22 protein-coding genes and 2 tRNA genes are annotated in these 22,435 nt (G+C 45.7%); all 24 read right to left on the bottom strand.

All coding sequences use genetic code 11. The annotated features are described in order from the left end of the window. Positions 1–12: 12 nt before the first annotated feature. The gene (hpt, locus tag L3V45_RS00415) at positions 13–552 is read right to left on the bottom strand and encodes a hypoxanthine phosphoribosyltransferase (protein WP_004264611.1); all 540 of its coding nucleotides are present in this window, start codon (positions 550–552) and stop codon (positions 13–15) included. After that, entirely contained in the window at positions 549–1,967 is a 1,419-nt protein-coding gene (gene tilS / locus L3V45_RS00410) for a tRNA lysidine(34) synthetase TilS (protein ID WP_004264620.1), read from the bottom strand. Before tilS ends, hpt begins: the two co-directional genes overlap by 4 nt. A gap of 104 nt (positions 1,968–2,071) precedes the next feature. Then, positions 2,072–3,073 (bottom strand): protein kinase domain-containing protein, encoded by a 1,002-nt coding sequence (locus L3V45_RS00405; protein WP_004264622.1) that lies wholly within the window; start codon positions 3,071–3,073, stop codon positions 2,072–2,074. Then, positions 3,039–3,776, bottom strand: coding sequence for a vWA domain-containing protein (locus L3V45_RS00400; RefSeq protein WP_004264624.1), 738 nt, complete (start codon positions 3,774–3,776; stop codon positions 3,039–3,041). Before L3V45_RS00400 ends, L3V45_RS00405 begins: the two co-directional genes overlap by 35 nt. Positions 3,777–3,843: 67 nt before the next feature. Continuing rightward, on the bottom strand, positions 3,844–6,333 hold the full coding sequence (gene spoIIE / locus L3V45_RS00395) for a stage II sporulation protein E (protein WP_004264625.1): 2,490 nt from the start codon (positions 6,331–6,333) through the stop codon (positions 3,844–3,846). A gap of 209 nt (positions 6,334–6,542) precedes the next feature. Continuing rightward, positions 6,543–6,614 (bottom strand) — tRNA-Glu (locus L3V45_RS00390). Positions 6,615–6,623: 9 nt separating this feature from the next. Continuing rightward, positions 6,624–6,700 (bottom strand) — tRNA-Met (locus L3V45_RS00385). Between the two features lie 157 nt (positions 6,701–6,857). Continuing rightward, entirely contained in the window at positions 6,858–7,244 is a 387-nt protein-coding gene (locus L3V45_RS00380) for a S1 domain-containing RNA-binding protein (protein ID WP_004264630.1), read from the bottom strand. A gap of 80 nt (positions 7,245–7,324) precedes the next feature. Further along, positions 7,325–7,702, bottom strand: coding sequence for a cell division protein DivIC (gene divIC / locus L3V45_RS00375; protein WP_032858294.1), 378 nt, complete (start codon positions 7,700–7,702; stop codon positions 7,325–7,327). A gap of 17 nt (positions 7,703–7,719) precedes the next feature. Next, complete coding sequence (gene yabQ / locus L3V45_RS00370) at positions 7,720–8,355, bottom strand: spore cortex biosynthesis protein YabQ (RefSeq protein ID WP_004264635.1); 636 nt, start codon at positions 8,353–8,355, stop codon at positions 7,720–7,722. Further along, positions 8,352–8,654, bottom strand: coding sequence for a sporulation protein YabP (gene yabP / locus L3V45_RS00365; RefSeq protein ID WP_004264638.1), 303 nt, complete (start codon positions 8,652–8,654; stop codon positions 8,352–8,354). Before yabP ends, yabQ begins: the two co-directional genes overlap by 4 nt. 78 nt (positions 8,655–8,732) lie before the next feature. Continuing rightward, a complete protein-coding gene (locus L3V45_RS00360; protein ID WP_004264639.1) occupies positions 8,733–8,993 on the bottom strand; it encodes an RNA-binding S4 domain-containing protein in 261 nt (86 codons plus the stop codon). 1 nt (position 8,994) lies between these two features. Then, a complete protein-coding gene (mazG, locus tag L3V45_RS00355) occupies positions 8,995–10,470 on the bottom strand; it encodes a bifunctional methyltransferase/pyrophosphohydrolase YabN (protein WP_014304199.1) in 1,476 nt (491 codons plus the stop codon). Beyond that, a complete protein-coding gene (locus L3V45_RS00350) occupies positions 10,460–12,040 on the bottom strand; it encodes a putative polysaccharide biosynthesis protein (RefSeq protein ID WP_014304198.1) in 1,581 nt (526 codons plus the stop codon). Before L3V45_RS00350 ends, mazG begins: the two co-directional genes overlap by 11 nt. 168 nt (positions 12,041–12,208) lie before the next feature. After that, positions 12,209–12,745, bottom strand: coding sequence for a stage V sporulation protein T (spoVT, locus tag L3V45_RS00345; protein ID WP_004264646.1), 537 nt, complete (start codon positions 12,743–12,745; stop codon positions 12,209–12,211). 136 nt (positions 12,746–12,881) lie between these two features. Next, positions 12,882–16,415, bottom strand: coding sequence for a transcription-repair coupling factor (gene mfd / locus L3V45_RS00340; protein ID WP_025854078.1), 3,534 nt, complete (start codon positions 16,413–16,415; stop codon positions 12,882–12,884). A 69-nt stretch (positions 16,416–16,484) separates the two neighbouring features. Next, positions 16,485–16,715 (bottom strand): anti-sigma-F factor Fin, encoded by a 231-nt coding sequence (locus L3V45_RS00335; protein WP_004264650.1) that lies wholly within the window; start codon positions 16,713–16,715, stop codon positions 16,485–16,487. A 61-nt stretch (positions 16,716–16,776) separates the two neighbouring features. After that, positions 16,777–17,343, bottom strand: coding sequence for an aminoacyl-tRNA hydrolase (pth, locus tag L3V45_RS00330; RefSeq protein WP_004264652.1), 567 nt, complete (start codon positions 17,341–17,343; stop codon positions 16,777–16,779). Positions 17,344–17,427: 84 nt separating this feature from the next. Further along, on the bottom strand, positions 17,428–18,036 hold the full coding sequence (locus tag L3V45_RS00325; RefSeq protein WP_004264654.1) for a 50S ribosomal protein L25/general stress protein Ctc: 609 nt from the start codon (positions 18,034–18,036) through the stop codon (positions 17,428–17,430). A gap of 84 nt (positions 18,037–18,120) precedes the next feature. Continuing rightward, positions 18,121–19,074 (bottom strand): ribose-phosphate diphosphokinase, encoded by a 954-nt coding sequence (locus tag L3V45_RS00320; RefSeq protein WP_004264656.1) that lies wholly within the window; start codon positions 19,072–19,074, stop codon positions 18,121–18,123. Positions 19,075–19,095: 21 nt separating this feature from the next. Continuing rightward, positions 19,096–20,466 (bottom strand): bifunctional UDP-N-acetylglucosamine diphosphorylase/glucosamine-1-phosphate N-acetyltransferase GlmU, encoded by a 1,371-nt coding sequence (gene glmU / locus L3V45_RS00315; protein WP_004264658.1) that lies wholly within the window; start codon positions 20,464–20,466, stop codon positions 19,096–19,098. Positions 20,467–20,657: 191 nt separating this feature from the next. Further along, positions 20,658–20,951, bottom strand: coding sequence for a septation regulator SpoVG (gene spoVG / locus L3V45_RS00310; RefSeq protein WP_004264660.1), 294 nt, complete (start codon positions 20,949–20,951; stop codon positions 20,658–20,660). A gap of 195 nt (positions 20,952–21,146) precedes the next feature. Next, positions 21,147–21,527: a 2-iminobutanoate/2-iminopropanoate deaminase gene (gene ridA / locus L3V45_RS00305; RefSeq protein WP_004264663.1), complete on the bottom strand. Its 381-nt coding sequence runs from the start codon at positions 21,525–21,527 to the stop codon at positions 21,147–21,149. After that, positions 21,524–22,381, bottom strand: coding sequence for a pur operon repressor (gene purR / locus L3V45_RS00300; protein ID WP_004264666.1), 858 nt, complete (start codon positions 22,379–22,381; stop codon positions 21,524–21,526). Before purR ends, ridA begins: the two co-directional genes overlap by 4 nt. Positions 22,382–22,435: the final 54 nt, after the last annotated feature.

Below are 22,435 nucleotides of genomic sequence, written 5' to 3'. Positions count from 1 at the left end.
GCAGGCAGCCGATCAGCTTTCATAAATCGCCGGTTTTAATACTCCGATGTAAGGCAGATTGCGATAGCGCTCGGCATAATCAAGTCCGTAACCCACAACAAACGCGTCAGGAACTTCAAAGCCTACGAAGTCTGCTTTAATGTCCGCTTTTCTTCCGCTTGGTTTATCCAACAGGGTAACAATCTTAATTGATTTCGCTTTACGATATCGGAAGAGTTCTACGAGATAGCTCAAGGTTAACCCACTGTCGATAATATCTTCAATGATTAAGATGTCCCGGCCTTCTACAGATGTATCCAAATCTTTGATGATTTTGACTTCTCCGGAAGAAACCGTGGAATTTCCGTAGCTTGATACATCCATGAAGTCCATTTCCAAATATGTATCAATATGCTTTATAAGATCAGCCATAAAAGGAAGCGCTCCCTTTAACACACCGATTGCCAACGGAAACGTGTCGCTGTACTCGCTTGTTAATTGTTCTCCAAGCTGTTTTACTTTCTGCTGGATCTCATCTTCTGAGATCAGCACTTTTTCGATATCCTGTTTCATGTTAATGCTTGCCCCCTACACTTTTCATGCTGTCTATATTGTAATACAATGCGGTCACTGTTTGAAATCACAAGATCGTCAAAGATGGATTTTTTCAAGCCAGGCAGCCAGATAATTTCACCGCTCGCATCCGTTACAATCGGCCATTCGTCCCGATCCCGCAGAGGCAGTTTATGATCAATAAATATATCTTTTACCTTTTTCGAGCCATTCATCCCTTTAAGTTTAATCCGGTCGCCGATTTTTCTCGTCCGGATTGTTAAAGGAAATTGCACCTTATTTCTGCTTGTCATAAAAACAGCATTCCCATTTTTGATATGAGGGTCAGCCTGATCGGCCACCTCTATCATAAAGCCGTTGGGGAGAACAGCAGTCTCGCCTTCCGCTCCTTGCAGCTGCAGCTCAAAGGGAACCTTTTCACATTGCCATTGTTCAAATGTAAACAAACATGTCTGATATGATTTGACCACCTTCAGCCCTTTCGGAAAATCAAGCACTCCCGAGGCGCTTCCATTTTCCGCCCATTCCAGAAACTGCTGTATGTGGCGGGCGGAAAACGACGATGGAACGTTTTCATAAAGATAGTTTAATATTAGTTGAACTCCTCTTCTTTGTAAAGGTATCGGAAGGGCAAGCAATTGAGAGGAATCGACTTCAACCGATGTGTCAGACTTGCTTGTAATAACCTTATTCATTCGTTCTTTCGTTAATGACTGCAAGTATTGTTCGTCTTCTGTCAGTGCTTCACTAACCTTTTGAAACATTTTATGAACGTCAGGTGATTCTTGTTTTAAAAAAGGAAGCACGGTCTTTCTGAATCTGTTTCTTGTATAATCGTCTTTTGCATTGCTCTCATCCGTTCTGTAGCTGAGCCCTTCTTGACGGCAGTATTCTAGGATTTCATCCTTTTCCGCATAGAGGAAAGGCCTGATCAGCCAGCCGGATGCAAATTCGCGGACGGGCTGCATTCCCGCGAGCCCTGCCCCGAGCGTACCTTTCGCAAGCCTCATGAGCATTGTCTCAACCTGGTCATCGCCGTGATGAGCCAGCGTCAAAAACTTCGCTTGGTGTTTTGTCATCAGATCTTCGAAAAACTGATATCTGCAATCACGCGCGGCAGCCTGCTTGTTCAGCTTATTCTTCTTTGCGTATGCAGAAACATCAATCTGTACCGTTTCGCAGAGGATGTGTTCCGCTTCGCAATATGACTGCACAAACTTCATATCTTCTTCAGATTCAGGACCCCTGAACTGATGGTCGACATGCGCCGCTATGATAACGGAAGAATGCCCGAAGTGCTTATTCAGCATACTGAGAAGCGCCATTGAATCAGGGCCTCCGGAGACCCCGGCAATAATCGTTTCTCCCTCCGCCTGAAGATGATATGTTTTGAAAAAATCTTCCACGCTTTTCACAATGTCCCCCTCACAATGAGCAGGTTTTTTAAAGATATACATATCCTATCACTTTCATTCCCTCCAAGCAAAGAAGAAGCATGAGCGCAGGCGTCCGGCCGGCATTAGATGAGAAAAAAGACGATGTAAGCGAAATAAAGGGCGAGAACGCTGATTAAAATAAGCGTTGTTTCAAACAAACCATTGTGCTTTGCGGGTTTTTGTTTAGGTTTATACCGCGTTTGAGATACAGTGCCCTGCCGCGGTTTTGATTGCGGCGGCTTAGGCTTGGCGGCGGCTTTCCTTTTACTCCCGGCGCTCTGCCCCGCCGTCAGGATGTCATGCTTCATGGCTTCCGCAGACGGATATTGGCCGTTTAAAGCAGAAAACAGAACCTTCTTATACTTATTCAGAAACGGGTGGCCTTCAATGATAGAACGAAGCTGTTCTTTCGGCTGTCCTGACTTTTTGCACTCTTTCTTCTGGACACAGTGGATCATGATCATTGCGACAGCAAACAGGTCATAGGATGGTTCTGCTTTTCTTGTTCCATACCCCCAATAGCCCCTGTCGTAAAACTCCGTATACTCTTTAATCGCGCGGCCTTGTTTTGTCGTTCCCCCTACATCAATGCAGCGGATGGCAGCCGGCGGTCCGGTTACAATAAGATTTTCCGGTTTGAGGTCGCCAAAAACCCATCCCTGCTGATGAAGGACTGACAAGCTGGAAAGAAGCTGCACCATCAGCACCGGAATCCACTCCGCTCCCTTACTGCTGATATATTGCGGAAGAAGCGGCCCTTCTATGTACTCCATCACGTAAAAAGAGACATTTTTATTCAGCTGCGGAATAAACGCATCGTCCGCATCAAAAAAAGAAGGCCCCATCGTTTGCGACCGGGCCTTTGAAAAGGATTTTAAGACATTCACTTCAGAGGTAACAGACATGCTGTCGCTGCTAATTTTCAAAGCGACCTGTCCGTCTGATGCTTCTGCCAGATATACAATACCGTTAGCCCCTTTTCCAAGCTGTTTGAGCAATCTGTAGGATTTGCCGTTCCATTTGCCCTGAATTGCCGTCCCCGGTGCCAGACTACATGCCAAACTCGTTAAAGCGTCGTTCATCATCTGCCAACATGCTCCTTCTTGAGCGGATTCTCTCAAACTGCTGCGTCGCTTCCCTGATAGCGGGGCCCGTAGGGGTGATACCGCCGGTCGACAGCTTCGCAAAGAGCGCGGAAAGGGATTCAAGCTTCGGCGTCCAATTCAGCACAAGCTCAACTTCCTGGCTTTTCCCGGGAAATATACACATGGCAAATTCATTTTGTCCGGCCCGGGAATTTAAACTGATGGAAAGATCAATCAGCGCTTCTTTCACCGTCGGCAGTTTCGGCGCCATACTCGCACTCGTATCAACCAGCACAAGCACCTGCAGATGAACTGTTTCTCCGAGTTCATCAACCACTTCCATCACTTCGCCGCGTTTTTCCGGAGAAAGCTCTTCCATTTCAACGTTTTTCCCTAAGATTTGTTTAAGCTCTTGATTGACGACACCTTGCAGCGTCTGGGTCATTGCTTTTTTCGTCACCATTTGAACCGTCTGAGACAATTGTGACGCATATACAACTTGATGGACACCGCCACCGGCCATGGCGATGCCTTCAACTTCCTTCATTGCCTCTTGGTCAATCGCGTTTTCTTCCATAATCCCTATAACATTCACCGTAATCCCCTGCTCCTTGGCGAAAGCCGCCATTGCAATCGGGTCTTCACCATGATTGGAGCAGCCATCTGTAATCAGCAGAACTTGATTTAAATGTCCCTTATTCACATACATTCCTCCCGGTGATACGATTAGTCCCATCTTCGCCAGAAGGAAAGTGATTTATACGAAAGGATTAAGAAATCTCCTTTTTATTTTGGAATACCGCCGGCACCGGTATGGAAGCCCATTTCGGCGTGTTGTGATCAATCCGGACAACAACCACCGTCATATCGTCTTCGATTTGGCCGGAACGCGTTCTGATGACCTCTTCCATTAATATATCAGCGATTTCCTGCGGATCTTCGGTTTTCAGCCCTTTCATTTTCCGTTTCATCCACAGGTCGTGGTTTTCAACGTGCTTCGGTCCTTCAAAAATACCGTCACTCATCATGACGAGCAGATCTCCCGCTTTTAACTGTTCACTTACAACCTCCACATCAAATTCATTGATGATGCCGATCGGCAGATTGCTGGCCTGCACTTTCATGACTTGATCTCCCCGCTTGATAAAACTCGGCGTTGAACCGACCTTCAAGAATTTGCAGCTTGCATCCTGAAGATCAATGATAGAAAGATCGAGAGTTGAGTAGATTTCATCTGTCGTCCGTAAAGACAGAATACTGTTGATCGTTTTGATCGCTATTTTTTCATCAATACCTGATTCGAGAATTTTTTCGAGCAGCTTAATCGTTTCGTTGCTCTCATAATGGGCCCTCGCCCCATTGCCCATGCCGTCACTGATCGCGGCCGCATACTTTCTCGCCCCCAGTTCCATCATGCTGTAGCTGTCGCCGGAGACAAGACCGCCGCCTTTTGCCGCATGAGCTGCGCCTGTCGATACCCGGTACGATTTGGTCGAACCGAACGCAACATGGCTGTAGCCATTCGGATGAGCCGAGTGCTGTTCGCTTTTGACAAGTATCTGCTCCTCAAGAATGTCAGACAGCATCGGGGCGATAATTTTCTCACTCTCGCCGTGTCCTCCGCTGAACGGGATTGTCATTTCGATATCAATATTGCCCTGCTCCAAGCTGTATATCTCGACATGCTGAATCTCGATTCCGAAATGCTGAAGCGCCTCTATCATTTGTTCTTCCTGAATAAAATGCTGCTCCCTCTCCCGTTTTATTTCCCGAGAAAAGTCCGCCATGACCTCAGAAACCCCCAACAGCTGCTCGGCAACAAGCCTCCTGCTGTCCTGAACTTTTCTCTTCAGTGTCAGATGGGCGTGATGGTGGGCAAGTTCGTCCTCAATCAGCTCTTCCACCTGTCTGGATTTGGAACAGTGCTGTTGAAACTCTTTTTTCAATCTGCGGTTTGAGGCATACTGCTTTTCTTCTGTTTCATGCATAACTTGTTTCATTAAGTCATATGTTTTATCAAAGTTTTGAACCCAGCATTTGCTTTTTTTATAGCAGGATTGGCAGGAATGCTCGGTGATTTTGCTTAAAAAGAGATCCACTTCCCCTTCTTCCGCCTGCTCATCGGAAGACGTCTGATGAAAGGTGGCGAAGCTCTCCGACAAGGCATGAAACACATTGGAGAACTGGTCTACTTTCTGGGCGGTGACATCTCTGATTTTCCTCGCGTACTGCTGCTGCTCCTGACTGTGCTCAGCAGTGCCCGGTATGTATCGCGCCACCTTTTTCGTAATCGATTGGGGCGTAATCAAAAACAATACAACAGCAATCAAAGATTCATAAAGAGTGGTCATTAATCCGGCAGACCCTTCACCATATAATGAAATCAGCAGTGAGCCGATCACCAATCCGACTGCGGCGCCGGCTTTCTTTCCTTCTTTCAGCAGCCCGCCAAGAAGCCCGGAAAACGCAAGCAGACTCATTTGATAGAGATTCCCGATATTCGCAAGCCCGAGGATCAGTCCGGTCACAACACCGACCGTACAGCCGATGCTTGCCCCGCCGACAAAGGAAAAACTCAGCACGACATAGCGGGCCAGGATATGTTCAGCCTGCATTCCCTGAAATGAAACACCGGCAAGCCCGGTTAAAACGGATGCGATCAAGATCATAAAACAGATGATTTCTTCTATTTTTAACGATTGCTTCACTTTTTTGATCGTGAAAATCGGCAGGCTTTGTAAAAAGATCAGCGTCAAAATAAAGGCCAGGCCCGCCTCGACAACAGCCATCACATAATCATAGGTGGTAAAAGCGCCGCTTTCAAAATAAACAAATCCGATTCTCGCGGCAGCCATAGAGAAAAACACCACGATCGGCAGCATCTTCACCCGGTCCTGCACGATATATGTACCGATTTTTGAAAATAGAGTGAAGACGGCCAAAGCTGTGAGAATCAATAAAGAGTGTTTCGGCGAAATGGTTAAAGCGCCCGCAAGTAAAGACAGACAAGCATAGAAGGCTTTATCTCTTCTGATCAAAAGCATCGCTCCGAAAAACGGCAGTGCAAACGGAAGAACCTCAGATAATATGAAAGCCCGTCCAAGTAAAAAACCGATCACGACATAAATGAAACCCTTATAGAAAAAAAGTGAATGCGCTTGATGGACTGTAAGCTTTGCCGCCTTTTCAAAAAACGATTGCAGTTTTTCCAGAGCTTGTCCCGCCATCGGCCCGTTCACTCTTCTTTCCGCTTTTTCCATTGCTCTCATCCCCCACCTGTTTTATTCGTTGCTTGTCATTATAAATGAAAGCCCAGATAGGATTTTGTCAAAAGAAGGTAACAATTCCAAAGAACTCTTCGACGCTTTCTCCCTTGTTCCCCTTTCCTTTTGTATTTCCTCCGACATTTCTCAAAAAGTTGTCTAAATATGAAAAAATCGGCTTCTGCAACAGAAGCCGATTCGCTTGATGACCCGTACGGGATTCGAACCCGTGTTACCGCCGTGAAAGGGCGGTGTCTTAACCGCTTGACCAACGGGCCAGATATATATGGTAGCGGCGGAGGGGATCGAACCCCCGACCTCACGGGTATGAACCGTACGCTCTAGCCAGCTGAGCTACACCGCCATATAGGTGCTTATAAGCACAAGTTATATAATACAAAGGTTTCTTCATTCCGTCAACAGAAACTTTAAAGTTTTAATTTTCTGACTACATGCGCGTATACAAAAAAAGCACCCGCTGGGATAGACGGATGCTCCATGTATTTATAGAAAGCAGCAAGTTATCCTCTTCTTGCTCCGCGCCCTCCACGTTTTGATTCCGTGTTTCGTTTTAAAGATGATAAGCGGTCTTCGCTATCTTTAAGAAACTTGTTCATTTTCTGTTCAAAAGATTCTTTCGGACGGAAATCATTTCTAGGTCTGGCTTGCGGACGGTCTTTAGCTTTTTTAATTGATAAACCAATTTTCCCGTCTTTTTCAACGTTGATGACTTTCACTTCAACTTGATCGCCGACTTTTAAATGCTCGTTAATGTCTTTTACATAATTATCGGCTACCTCACTGATATGAACGAGACCGGTTGAGCCTCCAGGCAATTCAACAAATGCTCCGAAATTTGTAATACCTGTTATTTTCCCTTGCAACTTGCTGCCAACTTCAATCGACATAAAAAAAGTGCTCCTCCTTAGGCTTATAAAAAGATCGTTTGTTTAATTATACCTAAATAAAAATTTAAGTGTCAACAAGGCTACTTGCTCTTCTTTTCTACATTAAAGAGAATCTCACCATTTCCTGACATAAACAAGTCTCTTCTGGCAAGCTCTGTGACGTAATCCTCATCCTTTAATTTGGAAATTTCATCTTTTAAATCAGCCTGTTTCGCATTCAATTCTTTTACTTGTTTTTCCAGCCGAGCCTTTTTTTCTTCGTTTGCGCTAAGGGAAGAGGTCTGTGACCACAGAGAACCCGCTAAGACAATAGCCGTCAACAACACAAGGGCGCCGAATACGATCAACCGTCTGAAAAGCCCTTTCCGCCTTCTTTTCATAAGCTGGGATTGCCGTTCAACCTGCTCTTTATAGTCGTTTTGAATTTCAGTTATTGTACGTTCCCTAGATAGATTCAAACCAGACGGTCCTCCTTTCACCTTTTCAAAATACGTATCATGGTCGATCTGATTGTTATGATTAGTTTCTTGCTCTTTTGTAAAAATCCTGCACTTTTTTGAAAATATCGTTTGAAAGTAAGACGCCACTTTTCAGGAAGAAGTTTCAATAATTGTTTCAACAGGAAAAACAGCGGATACAGCAAAAACGCTACGATCTTAAAAAGACACTTCGCAAAAAAAGCACTCACCCGATAGGAGTATAAAGAAATAACCGTGATCAGCCCGATGAGCAGCTTAAAGAGCAGAAGCACCGGACGGAACAGCACGTGCTGAATGAGCTTTTTTGCGAATTGGTAAAGAGACACCGCAAGATGAATGGCAAATTTCAGTATTTTTATATACATTCGTTTAAACAGGCTTTGGTACGTCGCAATACCCAGTAAGACAGCCAAGAAAATGTATACCCTGAGTTCCCCTTCATTCACGTTGAGCAGCACATAGAAAAACAGCAGACCTTGTACAATCCAAAAGAGAATGTCATGAATGAATAACAGCCATCTGGCCGTTTTGGCGCGGCTGACAAACAGCCTGTATGTATCAAGCGACGCTCCGAGCCAGGCGCCCATACCGGTCATTGCCAGCATCGTATAAAATTGGGTCGTCAGCGTCATTTAAACAACTTGCTAAAAAACCCTTTAGCTTTATCCCCTTGCTGCTCGTCTAAATATACAAGGTCAAACACCCTGCCTTTTATAGATACAATCCCTTTTTCCACATCAAGGTTTTTCATCTGCAGATTCTCGCCTCTGACGGAAAGCATTCCCATAACCGTTTCCAGCAAAAACTCTTCGTTATCAAAACTTTCCACATGCTTGACGCCCGAAATGTCTAAATGCTTTCTCCCTTTCATCGTTACATCATGCTGTTCCGGAACAGAAGAAGAACCTTTTTGCTCATAATATGAATTCATCTATTCAGCCCCCATATCCTCGATACTTTTAGCATTATTACTGCATTGTATGAGGCGGGAGCCTTGTTTAGAACAAGCCTATTCGCCGAGTTTTTCTTCTTTGACGATTGTATACATGCCCGCGGCTTCTTCTTTTTTCGTTGTTTCTTTCAATTCATTTACCTTCACGGTGACAAGCTTCTGCCCGAAGCGGACCTTCAGTTCATCACCGGCTTTTACGTCTGAGCTGGCTTTCGCCTGATTCCCGTTAACGGTGATTCTCCCTTGATCGGCGACCTCTTTCGCCAATGTGCGTCGCTTAATTAATCTGGATACTTTTAAAAATTTATCAAGTCTCATATCAGAATCTCCTCTCCATTTCTTTTGCTTCATCCCACAATTTGTCCATTTCCTCAAGTGACATTGCGGTCAATTCAAGGCCCTTTGCTGCCGCTTCTTTCTCAATATAAGCAAAGCGTCTGCGGAATTTGTCATTTGTCATGGCGAGCGCTTCCTCAGGCTCAATTTTATAGTATCGGCCGATATTGACCAATGCAAATAAAACATCGCCGAATTCAGCTTTTAAGCTGATTTCATCTGCTGATTCGGCGGAAGCCTCTGCAGAAAATTCCTTCAGCTCTTCATTTACTTTATCCCATATGTCCTGAACATTATCCCAGTCAAAGCCGGTTTTTGCGGCTTTTTTCTGAAGCTTGGCGGCTTTCGCAAGAGAAGGCAGTGTTTTCGGCACGGCATCCAGCAATGAAGAGGATGTTGTTTGCTTTTCCGCCTTTTTGATTTCTTCCCAGTTGGCGACGACATCATGTTCATCCTGAACCTTAACATCCTTAAACACATGCGGGTGCCGTCTGACCATCTTCGCACTGATGTCTCTGATGACATCATCAATTGAGAAATACCCCTCGTCTTCTCCGATCTGGGCGTGCAGCATAACCTGAAGCATGACGTCCCCGAGTTCTTCTATCATGTGATCCGTGTCCTCTTCGTCAATGGCCTCAAGCAGTTCGTAGCATTCCTCAATCATATATTTCTTTAATGACTGGTGTGTCTGCTTTTGATCCCACGGACAGCCGTTCGGCCCGCGAAGCTCGCGAATAATACTTCGGAATGCAGAAAATTCCTGGTAAAGGAGTTCTTCTTTTTTAATCGGCGGAACATACACGCTTGTTAAGTTATTTATTTCTACATTGCGGTCAAGTTCAAACAAAGGCACCTTGATCATCTTTTCTCCCTTGCTCCCGGCTGCCGTAACGATGACCACTTCATAGTCGTCAGGCAATTTCTCCATGAGCGTCAGCTTCACCTCAGAGGCCGTCATTTGGTCATAAACCTGGCAGATGATCAGGTGATGCCGGAGTTCGAGCTCATCCGGCGTCATTGTTTGCGCATCCGTAAATTGAAACCCTTCAATCGGATCAATTCGCAACGCATTAAAAGTGGCATCCAGAAAGCTTTGCCCTCCAGCGGTATGAACATCTATCTGTTGTTCTTCCCGGCGTTCAAATAACAGCTGAACGGTTTTCTCAGCGACAAACGGATGCCCGGGTACAGCGTAGACGACATCCTCTTGCTTCGCTTTTTCAAACAGAATGTCCGTGATCTCTTCATAGACCGCTTCAAACTGATCATGTTTTTCATAAATATCATCAAAATACCGGATGTCCGCTTCCGTCTCTTGCTCTAATTCCGAAATCAAAGGGTGGTCTTTCGTTCTTATATATAAATGCTTCGCCTGAGTCAGCAGCTTATGTACGCCCACTGTCAACTGATCCATGTCTCCGGCGCCGAGGCCGACGACCGTAATATTACCTGCCATGTTTTTCTCTCCTCTTTTTCAATTTGCTTAAAGCACTGCCGAAAGGAAGACCGCTCAGCTCTTCGTCCGTGAAAATCTTCATTCTTATCATACAATAAATAAACAATAGCCCTCCGATGATTGACGCAGACAGACTCTCACATACAGCTCCGCCCCTGCTGACAGGAACAAATAACTGCCAAAGCTTCATATATACGACCAAAAAGAAGACCATCAGCAGACTGCACCAGCACAGACGGGCAATCACGCCTCCGATATTCGTCAGCCATCCCTTCGACCAAATTCTCCGGAGATTCAGGCACGCAACTGCGGCAAATGCCAAGACGGTCGCCAGTGCCGCTCCTGTAATACCCCAGCCGGGGACCAGCCAAACATTCAGCACCCATTTCAGCGCCCCTCCCGCCAAAACGGATACGGCGGGGAAAACGGTATGTCCCGCTCCTTGCAGAATTGCGGCTGCCGTAAGCGCAATCGAGGCAAAAAAGATAGATAAGCTGAATATTTGTAAGGTCTGCGTCCCCTCACTGTTTTGGAAAAGCATGATATTCACCGGTTCTAAAATGCAAAAAAGCCCGGCTGATGCACCGATCCCTACCGCAAGGCAGAGCTTGACGGCAGATGACGCTTTCTCTTTTATGATAAACGGCTTGTTCTCATGCACCGCTTTTGAAATTGAAGGAACCAAGGACGCGGCGATACTGACGGCAAACACGGTTCCCAGCTGAAGGAGCGGCTGTCCGCGGTCATATATACCTTTCAGCTGTTTCGCGGCATGGCTCTCCGTCCCGTCTGAAAGCAGTGAATATAAGTTCAAAGCGTCTACAAGCTGAATCAAAAGCATGAGTACACTGCTGATACAGATGGTGACTGAATAAAGCAGCAGCTTTTTTACAATGACGGCCGTTTCGATATGTCCGCCGTCTTTCTTTGTTTCTTCCCGCTTATACCAGAAAACAGCCAATACACAAAGGGCCGCAAAGCTCCCGGCAATTGATCCCGAGGCCGCCCCCGCACCCGCCGCGTATAACGAGCGGCCGCTTTTCAAAAGCCAGAAGGATAAACCGAGAAGCACCGCCACCCGAAGAAGCTGTTCCGTAATCTGGGATAAGGCTGACGGCATCATATCATGCACGCCTTGGAAATACCCCCGGAAAACCGCCGTAAACGGAAACAGTATGAAAGCGAACGCCGCGACCCTTATCAGCATCACAAGGCGGGCGTCACCCATAAAACCGGCCAACGGCGCCGCGCCGGCATACATGAGCGCAAACAGAACAAGTCCGGCCGCCGTGACATAAAGGGCGGAAATTTTCATTATTTTTTGTTTATGATCGCTATAATCGTTCATTAATTTTGAGATGATCACCGGAAAACCGGATGTTGACAGCATGACCGCGATCCCTAAAAACGGATACACCTGCTGATAAATGTAAAATCCGACGTCACCGACAATATTCTGAAAAGGAACCCTGTACACGGCGCTTAATATCTTCGTCACGATGCCCGCAACGACGAGCACAAAAGCACCTTTCCATGCCGATTGCCGCTTGGCGCCAACTGAATCGTTCATCCAAAAGCTCCTTCCAGCCGCTAGAAAATTACGTCTATAAAACGAGCTTATTATATCACAATCCTAACGGCCGAACCGATAGAGAGCACATATGAATATGAAAAAGAACAGCACTTGTATAAGAGCTGTTCTTTTCCCGTTTTCTTATTTCAATAATGGTAATAAGACCTACTGCTCCATTTGTCTCGCCAAAAAACTGGCTGCCGTTTCTACCGCTTTATGTTCTACTTCTCCAAGTGCCTGTTCCTTGGAAAAGATGACCACGGCACCGATAGGATCGCCATTTGCCACGATCGGAGCTATTGTATAGGAGCTCATATCTTCATCAATGTCATTCACAAGCTGCGCGGACTTCACGTCGTTTTCTACCACTGAGCTGCGCTGATCCATCGTTTTTTCGAGCAAATCGCTGATGGCTTTATTCAGAAATTCTTTTTTCGAACTGCCCGAAACGGCAATATACGCGTCACGGTCGCAAATCAAGACGGAATGGCCGAGACTGTCATACAATGCATCTGCATATTCTTTCGCAAAATCGCCAAGCTCACTGATAGGAGAATATTTTTTCAATATAACTTCTCCGTCGCGGTCAACGAATATTTCAAGCGGGTCTCCTTCCCTGATTCGCAGTGTTCTCCGAATTTCTTTAGGAATGACGACCCGTCCTAGATCATCAATACGACGTACGATACCTGTAGCTTTCATCTCTCTGGTGCCTCTCTTTCATGTGATGATATTTAAGGGAAAGTACTAAAGCTCTTTACTTTATGTAGCTTCCGCCACTCGCTTGAAATTAGTATCCGTCACATCAAATGTAATATACACCAGAGAGTAACAATTTTTATGAAGACGCGATTGTTTCTTTCTTCACATTCTGAAGGCCTTTCAGCATGCCGAGCACGGTCTCCAGCCACTCTTCCGTTTTGCGGCCTTTCGTCTGTACTGAGATTTTCAGCTTTTTCCCTTCCATTCCCAGTCCGATCTGCCGGCCGTATTTATTGCCGAGTTCGAATAATTTCTGGCCGTCAATCTGTGCGCTGGCCTCTTCAGAAATGGTAAATCTGATCGCGTCTTTATCCTGCTTGATGAGTTCGACGCGTTCATATTTTCCGTACACCTTCATCTCAGCAACCGTAAACAGCCATTCAACTTCTTTAGGATAGCTGCCGAACCTGTCGATGATTTCATCTTGGAGCTCATTTTTCTCCTCAATTGTGGCGATTGACCTGAAGCGTTTATACATGTCGATTTTTTGCTTGCCGTCTTGTATATAGTTTTCAGGAATATACGCGTCAAGCTCGATATCGATTTCTGTCTCAAACTGTTCGCTTTTCGGAATATCGCCTTTCCGCTCTTCAATCGCTTCCTTAAGCATTTGCGAGTACAGGTCAAAACCGACTGAGTCGATAAAGCCGTGCTGCTGGGCGCCGAGAAGGTTCCCCGCTCCCCTGATCGTCAAGTCACGCATGGCGATTTTAAAGCCTGATCCCAGCTCGGTAAATTCTTTAATCGCCTGCAGCCGTTTTTCCGCCACCTCAGTAAGCACTTTGTCTCTGCGGTACGTAAAATAAGCGTAAGCGACGCGGTTGGAACGGCCGACCCGTCCTCTCAGCTGATACAGCTGAGACAGCCCCATTTTGTCTCCGTCGAACACAATCAAGGTATTGACATTTGGTATATCTACGCCTGTCTCAATAATAGTCGTGCTGACAAGGACGTCTGATTCCCCTTCCAGAAAATTGAGCATGACGCTTTCCAATTCATTTTCGGTCATTTTTCCGTGGGCATATGCCACTTTCGCATCGGGAACAAGCATGGAAATTTCATCAGCCTTCCGCTCGATGTCATCCACGCGGTTGTACAGGAAATATACCTGTCCTCCGCGCGCCAGTTCTCTTTCGATAGCTTCTCGTACAAGCGCGCCGTTGTATTCCACGACATATGTCTGAACAGGGAAACGGTTTTCCGGCGGCGTTTCAATAACGGATAAGTCCCGCACACCGAGCATGGACATATGAAGCGTACGCGGAATCGGCGTCGCTGTAAGAGTCAGTACATCGACATTGGCTTTGATCTGTTTGATTTTTTCCTTATGTGTTACGCCGAAGCGCTGCTCTTCATCAATGATGAGCAAGCCGAGATCTTTATAGACGACGTCTTTAGATAAGAGCCTGTGGGTTCCGATTACGATGTCTACCGTTCCGTTTTTCAGGCCTTTAATCGTTTCATTGGATTCTTTTCTCGTTCTGAATCGGCTGAGAAGACCGATGTTAATCGGATAGTCCTGAAAACGCTCCGTAATGGTTTCATAATGCTGCTGCGCGAGTATTGTCGTCGGCACAAGAAGCGCGACCTGCTTTCCGTCTGCGATCGCTTTAAAGGCCGCTCGGATGGCTACCTCCGTCTTCCCGTATCCCACATCACCGCAAAGCAAACGGTCCATCGGGCGCTCTCTTTCCATATCCTTTTTAATCTCCTGAATGGAACGGAGCTGGTCCTCTGTTTCCTGATAAGGGAAAGCAGATTCGAACTGCCGCTGCATTTCATGATCGGGCGAGAACGCATAGCCTTTGCTTGCTTCCCGTTCCGCATAAAGCTTAATCAGATCATCGGCAATATCCTGAACGGAGTTTTCAACTTTTTTCTTCACCCGTTTCCATTCACTGCCGCCCAGTTTATAAAGCTTCGGTTCTTTTCCTTCAGAGCCGACATACTTCTGCACCTGATCGATTTGTTCTACAGGGACATACAGCTTATCGCTGCCCTGATAATGAATGTTGAGGTAATCTTTATGAATGCCTTTGATTTCCAGTGTTTCGATCCCCAAGTACTTACCGATCCCGTGGTTGACGTGGACGACATAGTCACCGACCTGAAGCTCGGAATAGCTTTTGATCCGTTCGGCATTTGTCAGCTTCTGCTTTCTCGGCTTTTTCTTGATTCGGTTTTTGAACAGCTCTTCCTCCGTAATGACGGCCAGCTTCATCAGCGGCAGTTCAAAACCGGATTGCAGCTCGCCTTCCATGACATAGACCTGTCCTTGCACAAGCGCTTTGGAGCTGTCCGTTTTTGCGGCTTCAATTTCGTAATCAGCCAGCACGGATGCCAATCTGTCGGTTCTGTCCTTATTTGCGCCTAAAAAGACGACGGTGAAGTTTGATTTCTTAAAGCGCTCCATTTCACCTGCGAGCACATTCATCTGCCCGTGAAAACTCTGCATCTGCCGGCTTGTCACATTCACGATATTCTGAGGGCTTGTATGCTGGACATGACGCAAAAATAATGAATAATAAATAGCCGGACGCCGCTTTTCGCTCATAAGCTCCTGAAAGCTGAAGGATAAATGAATGTCATGCAGAATTTTCCCTTCCTCGAGCAGACTTGTCGTAAATTCGGCCTCTTCTTTTTGCAGCTGATCCTCCATTTCATGAATGCGGCTGACCTCGTCTAACAATAACAACGTGTCTGCCGGTGTATAATCTAGCAAACTAGCAGGTTTTTCGTAAAAGTACGAGAGATACTTCACAAGTTCCTGATCAGTCTGTCCCGTTGATAACCGTTCTTTATCATGTGAGATATTGATATGAAGCATTTCCTTTTGTTTGTCCTGCTTCAGCTTTTTCAGACTGTCGGCAAGCCCTTTATCGAGCCTTTCCATTGCCCGGGCTTTTTCTTCCGCCCTGATGATCAATTCCTTCGCCGGTCCGATCGCCACATGTTTGAGCGTCTCGATTGATCTCTGGTCATCAGAATTGAAGCTTCTGATGGAATCGACCTCCGTATCAAACAGTTCAATTCTCACCGGATGCTCCGACGTCAGCGGATAAATGTCGATAATTCCGCCGCGAATACTGAATTCACCGGGTGCAGAAACCATATCGGAACGCTCATACCCCACCTCTACAAGGCGCGCGGACAGCTGATCCGGTTCTATATCGTCTCCGAGTGAAATGACGAGCTGGCTGCTTTTCCACAGCTCCTTCGGCGGAAGCATTCTTCTCACTGCCGCAACGGGCGCCACAACGACCGGCGCTTCTCCGTTTGTTAATCTATTAATGACATCAAGCCGCTGAGCGCGCAGTTCAGGACTCGCTACCGCAATTTCTGAAGAAATCAATTCATTCACGGGGTATAAAAAAACAGATTGATCCCCGAGAAGCGCCGTCAGATCTTCCGTCACTTTTTGGGCCTGATATAAATTATGGGTGATAAAGAAAATCGGCCTTTTCGTTTCCTGTGCAAGGGCGGAGGTAAAAACAGAACGCGCGGAACCTGACAGACCCGCAAGCAGCTGTTCCTTCAGCCCCTCATGTAAACCGTTGACAATGGATTTAAAATCATCGCTTTCTTTAATAAAGGTTTGAATGTTGTCCATATGGGCCCTCCTCTCTATTTTCTGCAAGAACAGAAAAACGCTTTGGTCTAGAATCTACACCAAAGCTTCTTATTGAATAAATGTGTTGTGTTCATGGTAGTGCGGATTGCGTTCCAGCGCCTCTTGGCAGTCTTCACAAATTGTAAGAACATGGACATCTCCATTGTCTTTATATGAAATCATATCGTTTCTTTCCTCATTTGTTAAGTGCTGAAATCCAAGTGACTGTGTCGGCACCGTTGAATATTCCAGGCTCCCTACCTTAAAGCCGCAGTGGCGGCAGAAATAATGCAAAGCCATACGTTGGACCTCCTGATGTGAAAAAATCATTTTTCCCTAGTATGGTCTCCCATTATTTATCTTATACATTTGCATTAAATTCGTTCATGACTTCTAAAAATGGTTTCGTTAAGGAAGCTTCGCAGGCTTTTACGGTTTTTGAGACGGCATCATTGATATGCGGCGCTTCTTCCTTCGTAAAAGCTCCCAGTACATAGTCAACGACTTTCATTCCGTTAACGGGGCGGCCGATTCCGATTCTGACCCGGTCAAATTCAGGGGTTCCGAGGTGCTGTATAAGCGATTTAATTCCGTTATGTCCGCCTGCGCTCCCCTTCGTCCGAAGCCTGATTTTTCCCGTCGGAAGATCAAGGTCATCGTATATGACTTTCAGATCTTCATGATCGGCATCATAATAATCCAGCAGCGGCCGCAAACATTCTCCTGATAAATTCATATATGTAAGCGGTTTAACAAGTAGAACTTTTTTTCCGGAAACAAACCCCATTCCGTAAAGTCCGTTGAATTTCGTTTTATTCAGTTCAATATTCCATTCTTTGGAAAGTTCGTCAATGGCCATAAAGCCGACATTATGTCTCGTGTTCTCATAGGTTTTTCCCGGGTTACCGAGACCGGCAATCACAAGCATCGTAAATCCTCCCTCAACATCGCTGTAATTCTTCTCATTCTAGCACAAAAGACGTAACCTCGGGCGGGTTACGTCTTAAAGCACTTATTGATTTTCTCCTTCGGGCTCTTCCTCAGGAGACGGTTCTGCATCTTCTTCGAATGCTTCCTGCTTAGGAGGAAGGATGGAAGCCACGACTTCTTCCGGGTCGTTTGTAAATGTATAATTGCCGTCAGCAGTCAGATCTGCGATGGTCAGCACATCATTCATTTCAAGCCCGGAAATATCAACATTGATTGTCTGAGGGATGTCCTTCGGCTTAGCCTTGATCGAAAGCTCATGCAGCGGCTGCTGGATAACGCCTCCGTCTTTGACTCCTTTCGCCTCTCCCGTCAGCTGAATCGGCACCTCGGCCTCGAGCTCCTCACTCATATTCACGACTTGAAAATCGGCGTGCGTCAATTCGTTTTTGAGCGGGTCTGTCTGAAGATCAGTCACCATAACCGATTGCTGATTTCCGTTGACATCAATTGTGATAATCGTGTTTTTTCCTTCGTCCCGCAATGTTTTAAGCAATTCGACACTGTCTAAAGAGACAGGCGTATTCGTTATTTCTTTACCGTATATAATCCCTGGAACATGTCCTGAATGACGGATTTTCCGAAGCGTCGAACGTTTAAAATCTGTTCTTTCATTTGCTTTTAAAGTTGCCATATTCAGCACCATCCTAATTATCGTTTTATCGTCCTATTAGAACAATACCCACAATAACTGGGATTTAAACCTTAAAGTTTCGGTTTAGCTGAATAAATAGCTGACAGATTGTTTCTCGTGAACGCGGATAATCGCTTCAGCCAGAAGCGGTCCGACAGAAAGCTGCTTAAAGCGGTCGATTTTTTTCTCATCAGGAAGCTTAATGCTGTTCGTTACGACAAGCTCCTTGATTTTAGAGTTATTGATCCGCTCAACGGCAGGGCCTGACAATACAGGGTGCGTACAGCATGCATACACTTCTGCAGCTCCGTTTTCAACCAGCGCGTTAGCGGCAAGTGTGATTGTGCCGGCCGTATCAATAATATCATCGATCAGAATCGCTGTTTTTCCTTCCACGTTACCGACGATGTTCATCACTTCTACCTCATTCGGTCTAGGACGGCGTTTGTCGATAATCGCGATCGGCGCTTTCAGACGGTCCGCAAGTTTGCGGGCGCGCGTCACACCGCCGTGGTCAGGAGAAACAATAACGATATCTTTCAAGTCTTTACCTTCAAAGTAATGGCCTAAAATCGGAACACCCATTAAGTGGTCAATCGGAATATCAAAGAAACCTTGAATTTGCGGCGCGTGTAAATCAAGCGCAATCACGCGTGTCGCACCCGCTGTTTCAAGCAGGTTTGCAAAAAGTTTTGCCGTAATCGGTTCACGTGATCTTGCTTTTCTGTCCTGGCGCGCATAACCGTAGTACGGAATCACAATGTTGATTGTTTTCGCGGAAGCGCGCTTTAGAGCGTCAACCATAATCAGCAATTCCATAATGTGCTCATTAACCGGCGCACTTGTAGACTGAATGATATAGCAATCACAGCCGCGAATACTTTCTTCTATGTTGATCTGGACCTCTCCGTCACTGAATCTTGTAACAGAGCACTTTCCTAATTGAACCCCTACATTATCCGCGATTTCTTTTGCAAGTTCTGGATTTGAATTCAAAGAAAAAATCTTTAAATTCTTATCTCCGTATTCGTTAGACATGGTAAACCTCCGATTTTAGGATTATTTTTTATGAATATTTTTCACATAATCTTCTTTATTTACTTGTCTTGCTCTGGCAATGGCAAGCGCTTCGCCCGGCACATCTTCAGTTACGGTTGAACCCGCAGCGACATACGCGCCTTCTCCCACTGTGACAGGAGCGACCAGATTGGAGTTGCAGCCTATAAAAGCGCCGTCTTCAATCTTGGTTAAATATTTTTTCTTCCCATCATAATTGACCGTGATGGAGCCGCAGCCCAGATTCACATCCGTGCCCACTTCGGCATCACCGATATAGCTTAAATGAGATGCTTTGCTTCGGTCGCCGAATTGTGTTTTCTTGATTTCAACAAAGTTTCCGATCTTCACTTCATTGCCGATTGCGGAATCGGGTCTGATGTGAGCAAAAGGACCGATATTTACATCATTCCCAACTTTGCTGCGGTTGACAACGGATTGTTTAATCACAGTGCGGCTGCCGATTGAACTGTCCTCTATCTCAGTGTGAGGGCCGATGACACATTCATCGCCGATTTCAGCTTGTCCCTTTAACACAGTTCCGGGATAAATAACTGTATCTTGTCCGATACGCGCGTCAGGTGAGATGTACGTATTCATCGGATCGATTAAAGTGACTCCGTTCTGCATATGCCGTTTGTTAATACGCTCTTTCATATACATTTCAGCCTGAGAAAGAGCGACTCTATCATTCACTCCGAGCGTCTCTTGGAAGTTACCAGTCTGGTAAGCGGCAACAGTTTCGCCTTCGTCTTTGAGGATTTCGATCACATCCGGCAGATAATACTCGCCTTGGGCATTTTCATTCGAAACCTGTTCGATGACACGAAAAAGAGCCTCGTTATCAAAACAGTACGTTCCCGTGTTGATTTCTTTCACAAGACGTTCTTGCTCCGAAGCATCCTTGTGCTCCACGATTTTTTGAACGGCGCCGTCTTCACTGCGGATGATTCTTCCGTATCCGGCGGGATCGTCGGCAACGGCCGTTAACACCGTGGCTTTTGCACCTTTGTCTGTATGTTCATTCAGCATGGCTTCCATCGTCTCCGCCGTCAGAAGCGGTGTATCGCCGCAAATAACGATCGTGACACCCTTTTCTCCGTGAAGAAATGGTTTTGCCTGCTTGACCGCATGAGCCGTACCGAGCTGTTCTGCTTGGAGAGCGTAATCGCTTTTCTGTCCGAGCTGCTTCTTCACATCTTCGGCGCCGTGTCCTACGATGGTGACAAGCTTCGCTAAAGATAATTTCAGAGCTTCGTCTGCGACGTGCTCTACCATAGGCTTTCCGCATACCGGATGAAGGACCTTATAGAGCTTCGATTTCATTCTCGTTCCTTTTCCGGCAGCTAAAATCACTGCAAACCGCTTATCCATTTAATGGCCTCCAATATCCCTTTTATCCATAGAAAAATATATCCTAAATAGCTGTTGATTTCAAGAAGACATCAAAAAGTGCAAGAATTTTCTATGTAATCGCTTTATTACTGAAAAATCAGATTTAAAAAAGGACTGCCGGAAAAGGCCTTGTGTCAGCCTTTATCAGCAGTCCTTACATTTTGTTATGTTTAAGAAGCCCCGGCTTCTTCATATTCTAATGCTTCAGAATCACCCAAACGATGATACTCATTTAAAACAGCATCCTGGATCTTGCCCCGCGTGCTGGAATTAATAGGATGAGCAATATCGCGGAATTCTCCATCAGGGGTGCGTTTACTCGGCATCGCAACGAAAAGACCATTGTTTCCATCAATCACACGAATATCATGTACGACAAATTCGTGATCCAGCGTGATGGATGCAATCGCTCTCATGCGACCATCGGTATTCACGCGGCGTAATCTTACGTCAGTAACTTCCACAGTAGTTCACCACCTTTTCCCTATATAAAAGCATTAGTCTAACAATTCCACGATTCTTTTTAAATTCCTGCACGTTTCAAAAAGTTTTTTTGAAAATATAGGATATACATACACAATTAGGTGATAAACCATATTTGGGGATCATATACTGCATAAAAAAAGTGATCCCGGAGACCGGAACCACTTTTCTGAGATTTAAGATTTTACCAGCGCAATGACTTCAATTTCCACGAGAGCGTCTTTCGGCAGTCTCGCCACTTCCACACAAGACCTTGCCGGCTTATGTACATCAAAGTATTGTCCGTACACTTCATTCACTTCCGCAAACTGCTCCATATCAGCAATAAATACCGTTGCTTTGACAACCGTCTCGAGAGAAGCGCCCGCTTCTTTCAGCACAGCTTTTAAATTGCTGAACACCTGATGCGTTTGTTCTGTGATATCACCGTTTACCATTTCTCCTTCAGCAGTAAGAGGAATCTGGCCTGAGCTGTAAAACATGTTGTTTACGATGATTCCCTGTGAATATGGCCCGATCGCTGCCGGCGCGTGTTTCGTATGGATTGCTTTAGTCATTTTTCTGTCTCCCCATTCTTTAAATGCTGTTCTTTAAAAAATCGCAGAAAATTGCCGTTTTGAATCTCAATCGTTTTGTCTTTCATATTGATGGTTGAAAGCGTGAGCAGTGACATGTATTCATCGACAAGCCGTTCATTCACTCCCTCGGCTTCAACCAAGACGCCTATCCCCGCGACGTTTGCATTAAACTCATCAAGCAGGCTGATCATGCCGTTAATGGTGCCGCCGGCTTTCATAAAGTCGTCAATAATCAAAACGTTCGAACCCGTAGCCAAACTTCTTTTCGCAAGCGACATTGTTTGAATGCGGTTAGACGACCCTGATACATAATTGATGCTCACCGTGGAGCCTTCAGTCACTTTATTGTCCTTTCGCACGATGACAACCGGAACGTTCAGATAACTGGCCGCTGCGTAAGCAAGAGGGATTCCTTTTGTCGCAACGGTCATCACCACATCAATCTCCCGCTCCGCAAAAACGGAAGCAAAAAGCCTGCCTACATGAGAGAGGACAGATGGTTTTCCTAAGATATCCGTTAAATATACATAACCGCCCGGAAGGATACGCTCAGGATTTACTAAAGACTGTCCCAGCTCCTGTATAAACGCTTCTGCTTCAGCCTGTTTCACTTTCGGAATGTATTTGACGCCTCCGGCAGCTCCCGGCACTGTAAGCAGCGTCCCAATGCCTTGCTGTTCAAAGGTCTGTTTAATAATCGTTAAATCTTCACTGATTGATGACTTTGCTGATTGATACCGTTCTGAGAAAAACGTTAACGGTATTAATTCATGCGGATGGGTTAACAAATAATTTGTTAAGTCCACCAATCTGCCGCTGCGACGAAACTTCATGAACTTACCCCCAAAATCCGAATAATTTAAAAATAATATAACTTAACATACGGA

This window comes from Bacillus sp. R45, assembly GCF_021729365.1.
GTDB classification, from domain to species: Bacteria; Bacillota; Bacilli; order Bacillales; family Bacillaceae; genus Bacillus; species Bacillus velezensis.
This window is presented reverse-complemented; position numbering and strand designations above follow the sequence as displayed.

Coding starts and splice junctions, on each gene's coding strand:
- hpt (WP_004264611.1), bottom strand. CDS start 552: ATGAAACAGGATATCGAAAAAGTGCTGATCTCAGAAGATGAGATCCAG.
- L3V45_RS00405 (WP_004264622.1), bottom strand. CDS start 3,073: ATGATGAACGACGCTTTAACGAGTTTGGCATGTAGTCTGGCACCGGGG.
- spoIIE (WP_004264625.1), bottom strand. CDS start 6,333: ATGGAAAAAGCGGAAAGAAGAGTGAACGGGCCGATGGCGGGACAAGCT.
- L3V45_RS00380 (WP_004264630.1), bottom strand. CDS start 7,244: ATGTCGATTGAAGTTGGCAGCAAGTTGCAAGGGAAAATAACAGGTATT.
- yabQ (WP_004264635.1), bottom strand. CDS start 8,355: ATGACGCTGACGACCCAATTTTATACGATGCTGGCAATGACCGGTATG.
- yabP (WP_004264638.1), bottom strand. CDS start 8,654: ATGAATTCATATTATGAGCAAAAAGGTTCTTCTTCTGTTCCGGAACAG.
- L3V45_RS00360 (WP_004264639.1), bottom strand. CDS start 8,993: ATGAGACTTGATAAATTTTTAAAAGTATCCAGATTAATTAAGCGACGC.
- mazG (WP_014304199.1), bottom strand. CDS start 10,470: ATGGCAGGTAATATTACGGTCGTCGGCCTCGGCGCCGGAGACATGGAT.
- L3V45_RS00350 (WP_014304198.1), bottom strand. CDS start 12,040: ATGAACGATTCAGTTGGCGCCAAGCGGCAATCGGCATGGAAAGGTGCT.
- spoVT (WP_004264646.1), bottom strand. CDS start 12,745: ATGAAAGCTACAGGTATCGTACGTCGTATTGATGATCTAGGACGGGTC.
- mfd (WP_025854078.1), bottom strand. CDS start 16,415: ATGGACAACATTCAAACCTTTATTAAAGAAAGCGATGATTTTAAATCC.
- L3V45_RS00335 (WP_004264650.1), bottom strand. CDS start 16,715: ATGGCTTTGCATTATTTCTGCCGCCACTGCGGCTTTAAGGTAGGGAGC.
- pth (WP_004264652.1), bottom strand. CDS start 17,343: ATGCTTGTGATTGCCGGTCTCGGTAACCCGGGAAAAACCTATGAGAAC.
- L3V45_RS00325 (WP_004264654.1), bottom strand. CDS start 18,036: ATGGCAACTTTAAAAGCAAATGAAAGAACAGATTTTAAACGTTCGACG.
- L3V45_RS00320 (WP_004264656.1), bottom strand. CDS start 19,074: ATGTCTAACGAATACGGAGATAAGAATTTAAAGATTTTTTCTTTGAAT.
- glmU (WP_004264658.1), bottom strand. CDS start 20,466: ATGGATAAGCGGTTTGCAGTGATTTTAGCTGCCGGAAAAGGAACGAGA.
- ridA (WP_004264663.1), bottom strand. CDS start 21,527: ATGACTAAAGCAATCCATACGAAACACGCGCCGGCAGCGATCGGGCCA.
- purR (WP_004264666.1), bottom strand. CDS start 22,381: ATGAAGTTTCGTCGCAGCGGCAGATTGGTGGACTTAACAAATTATTTG.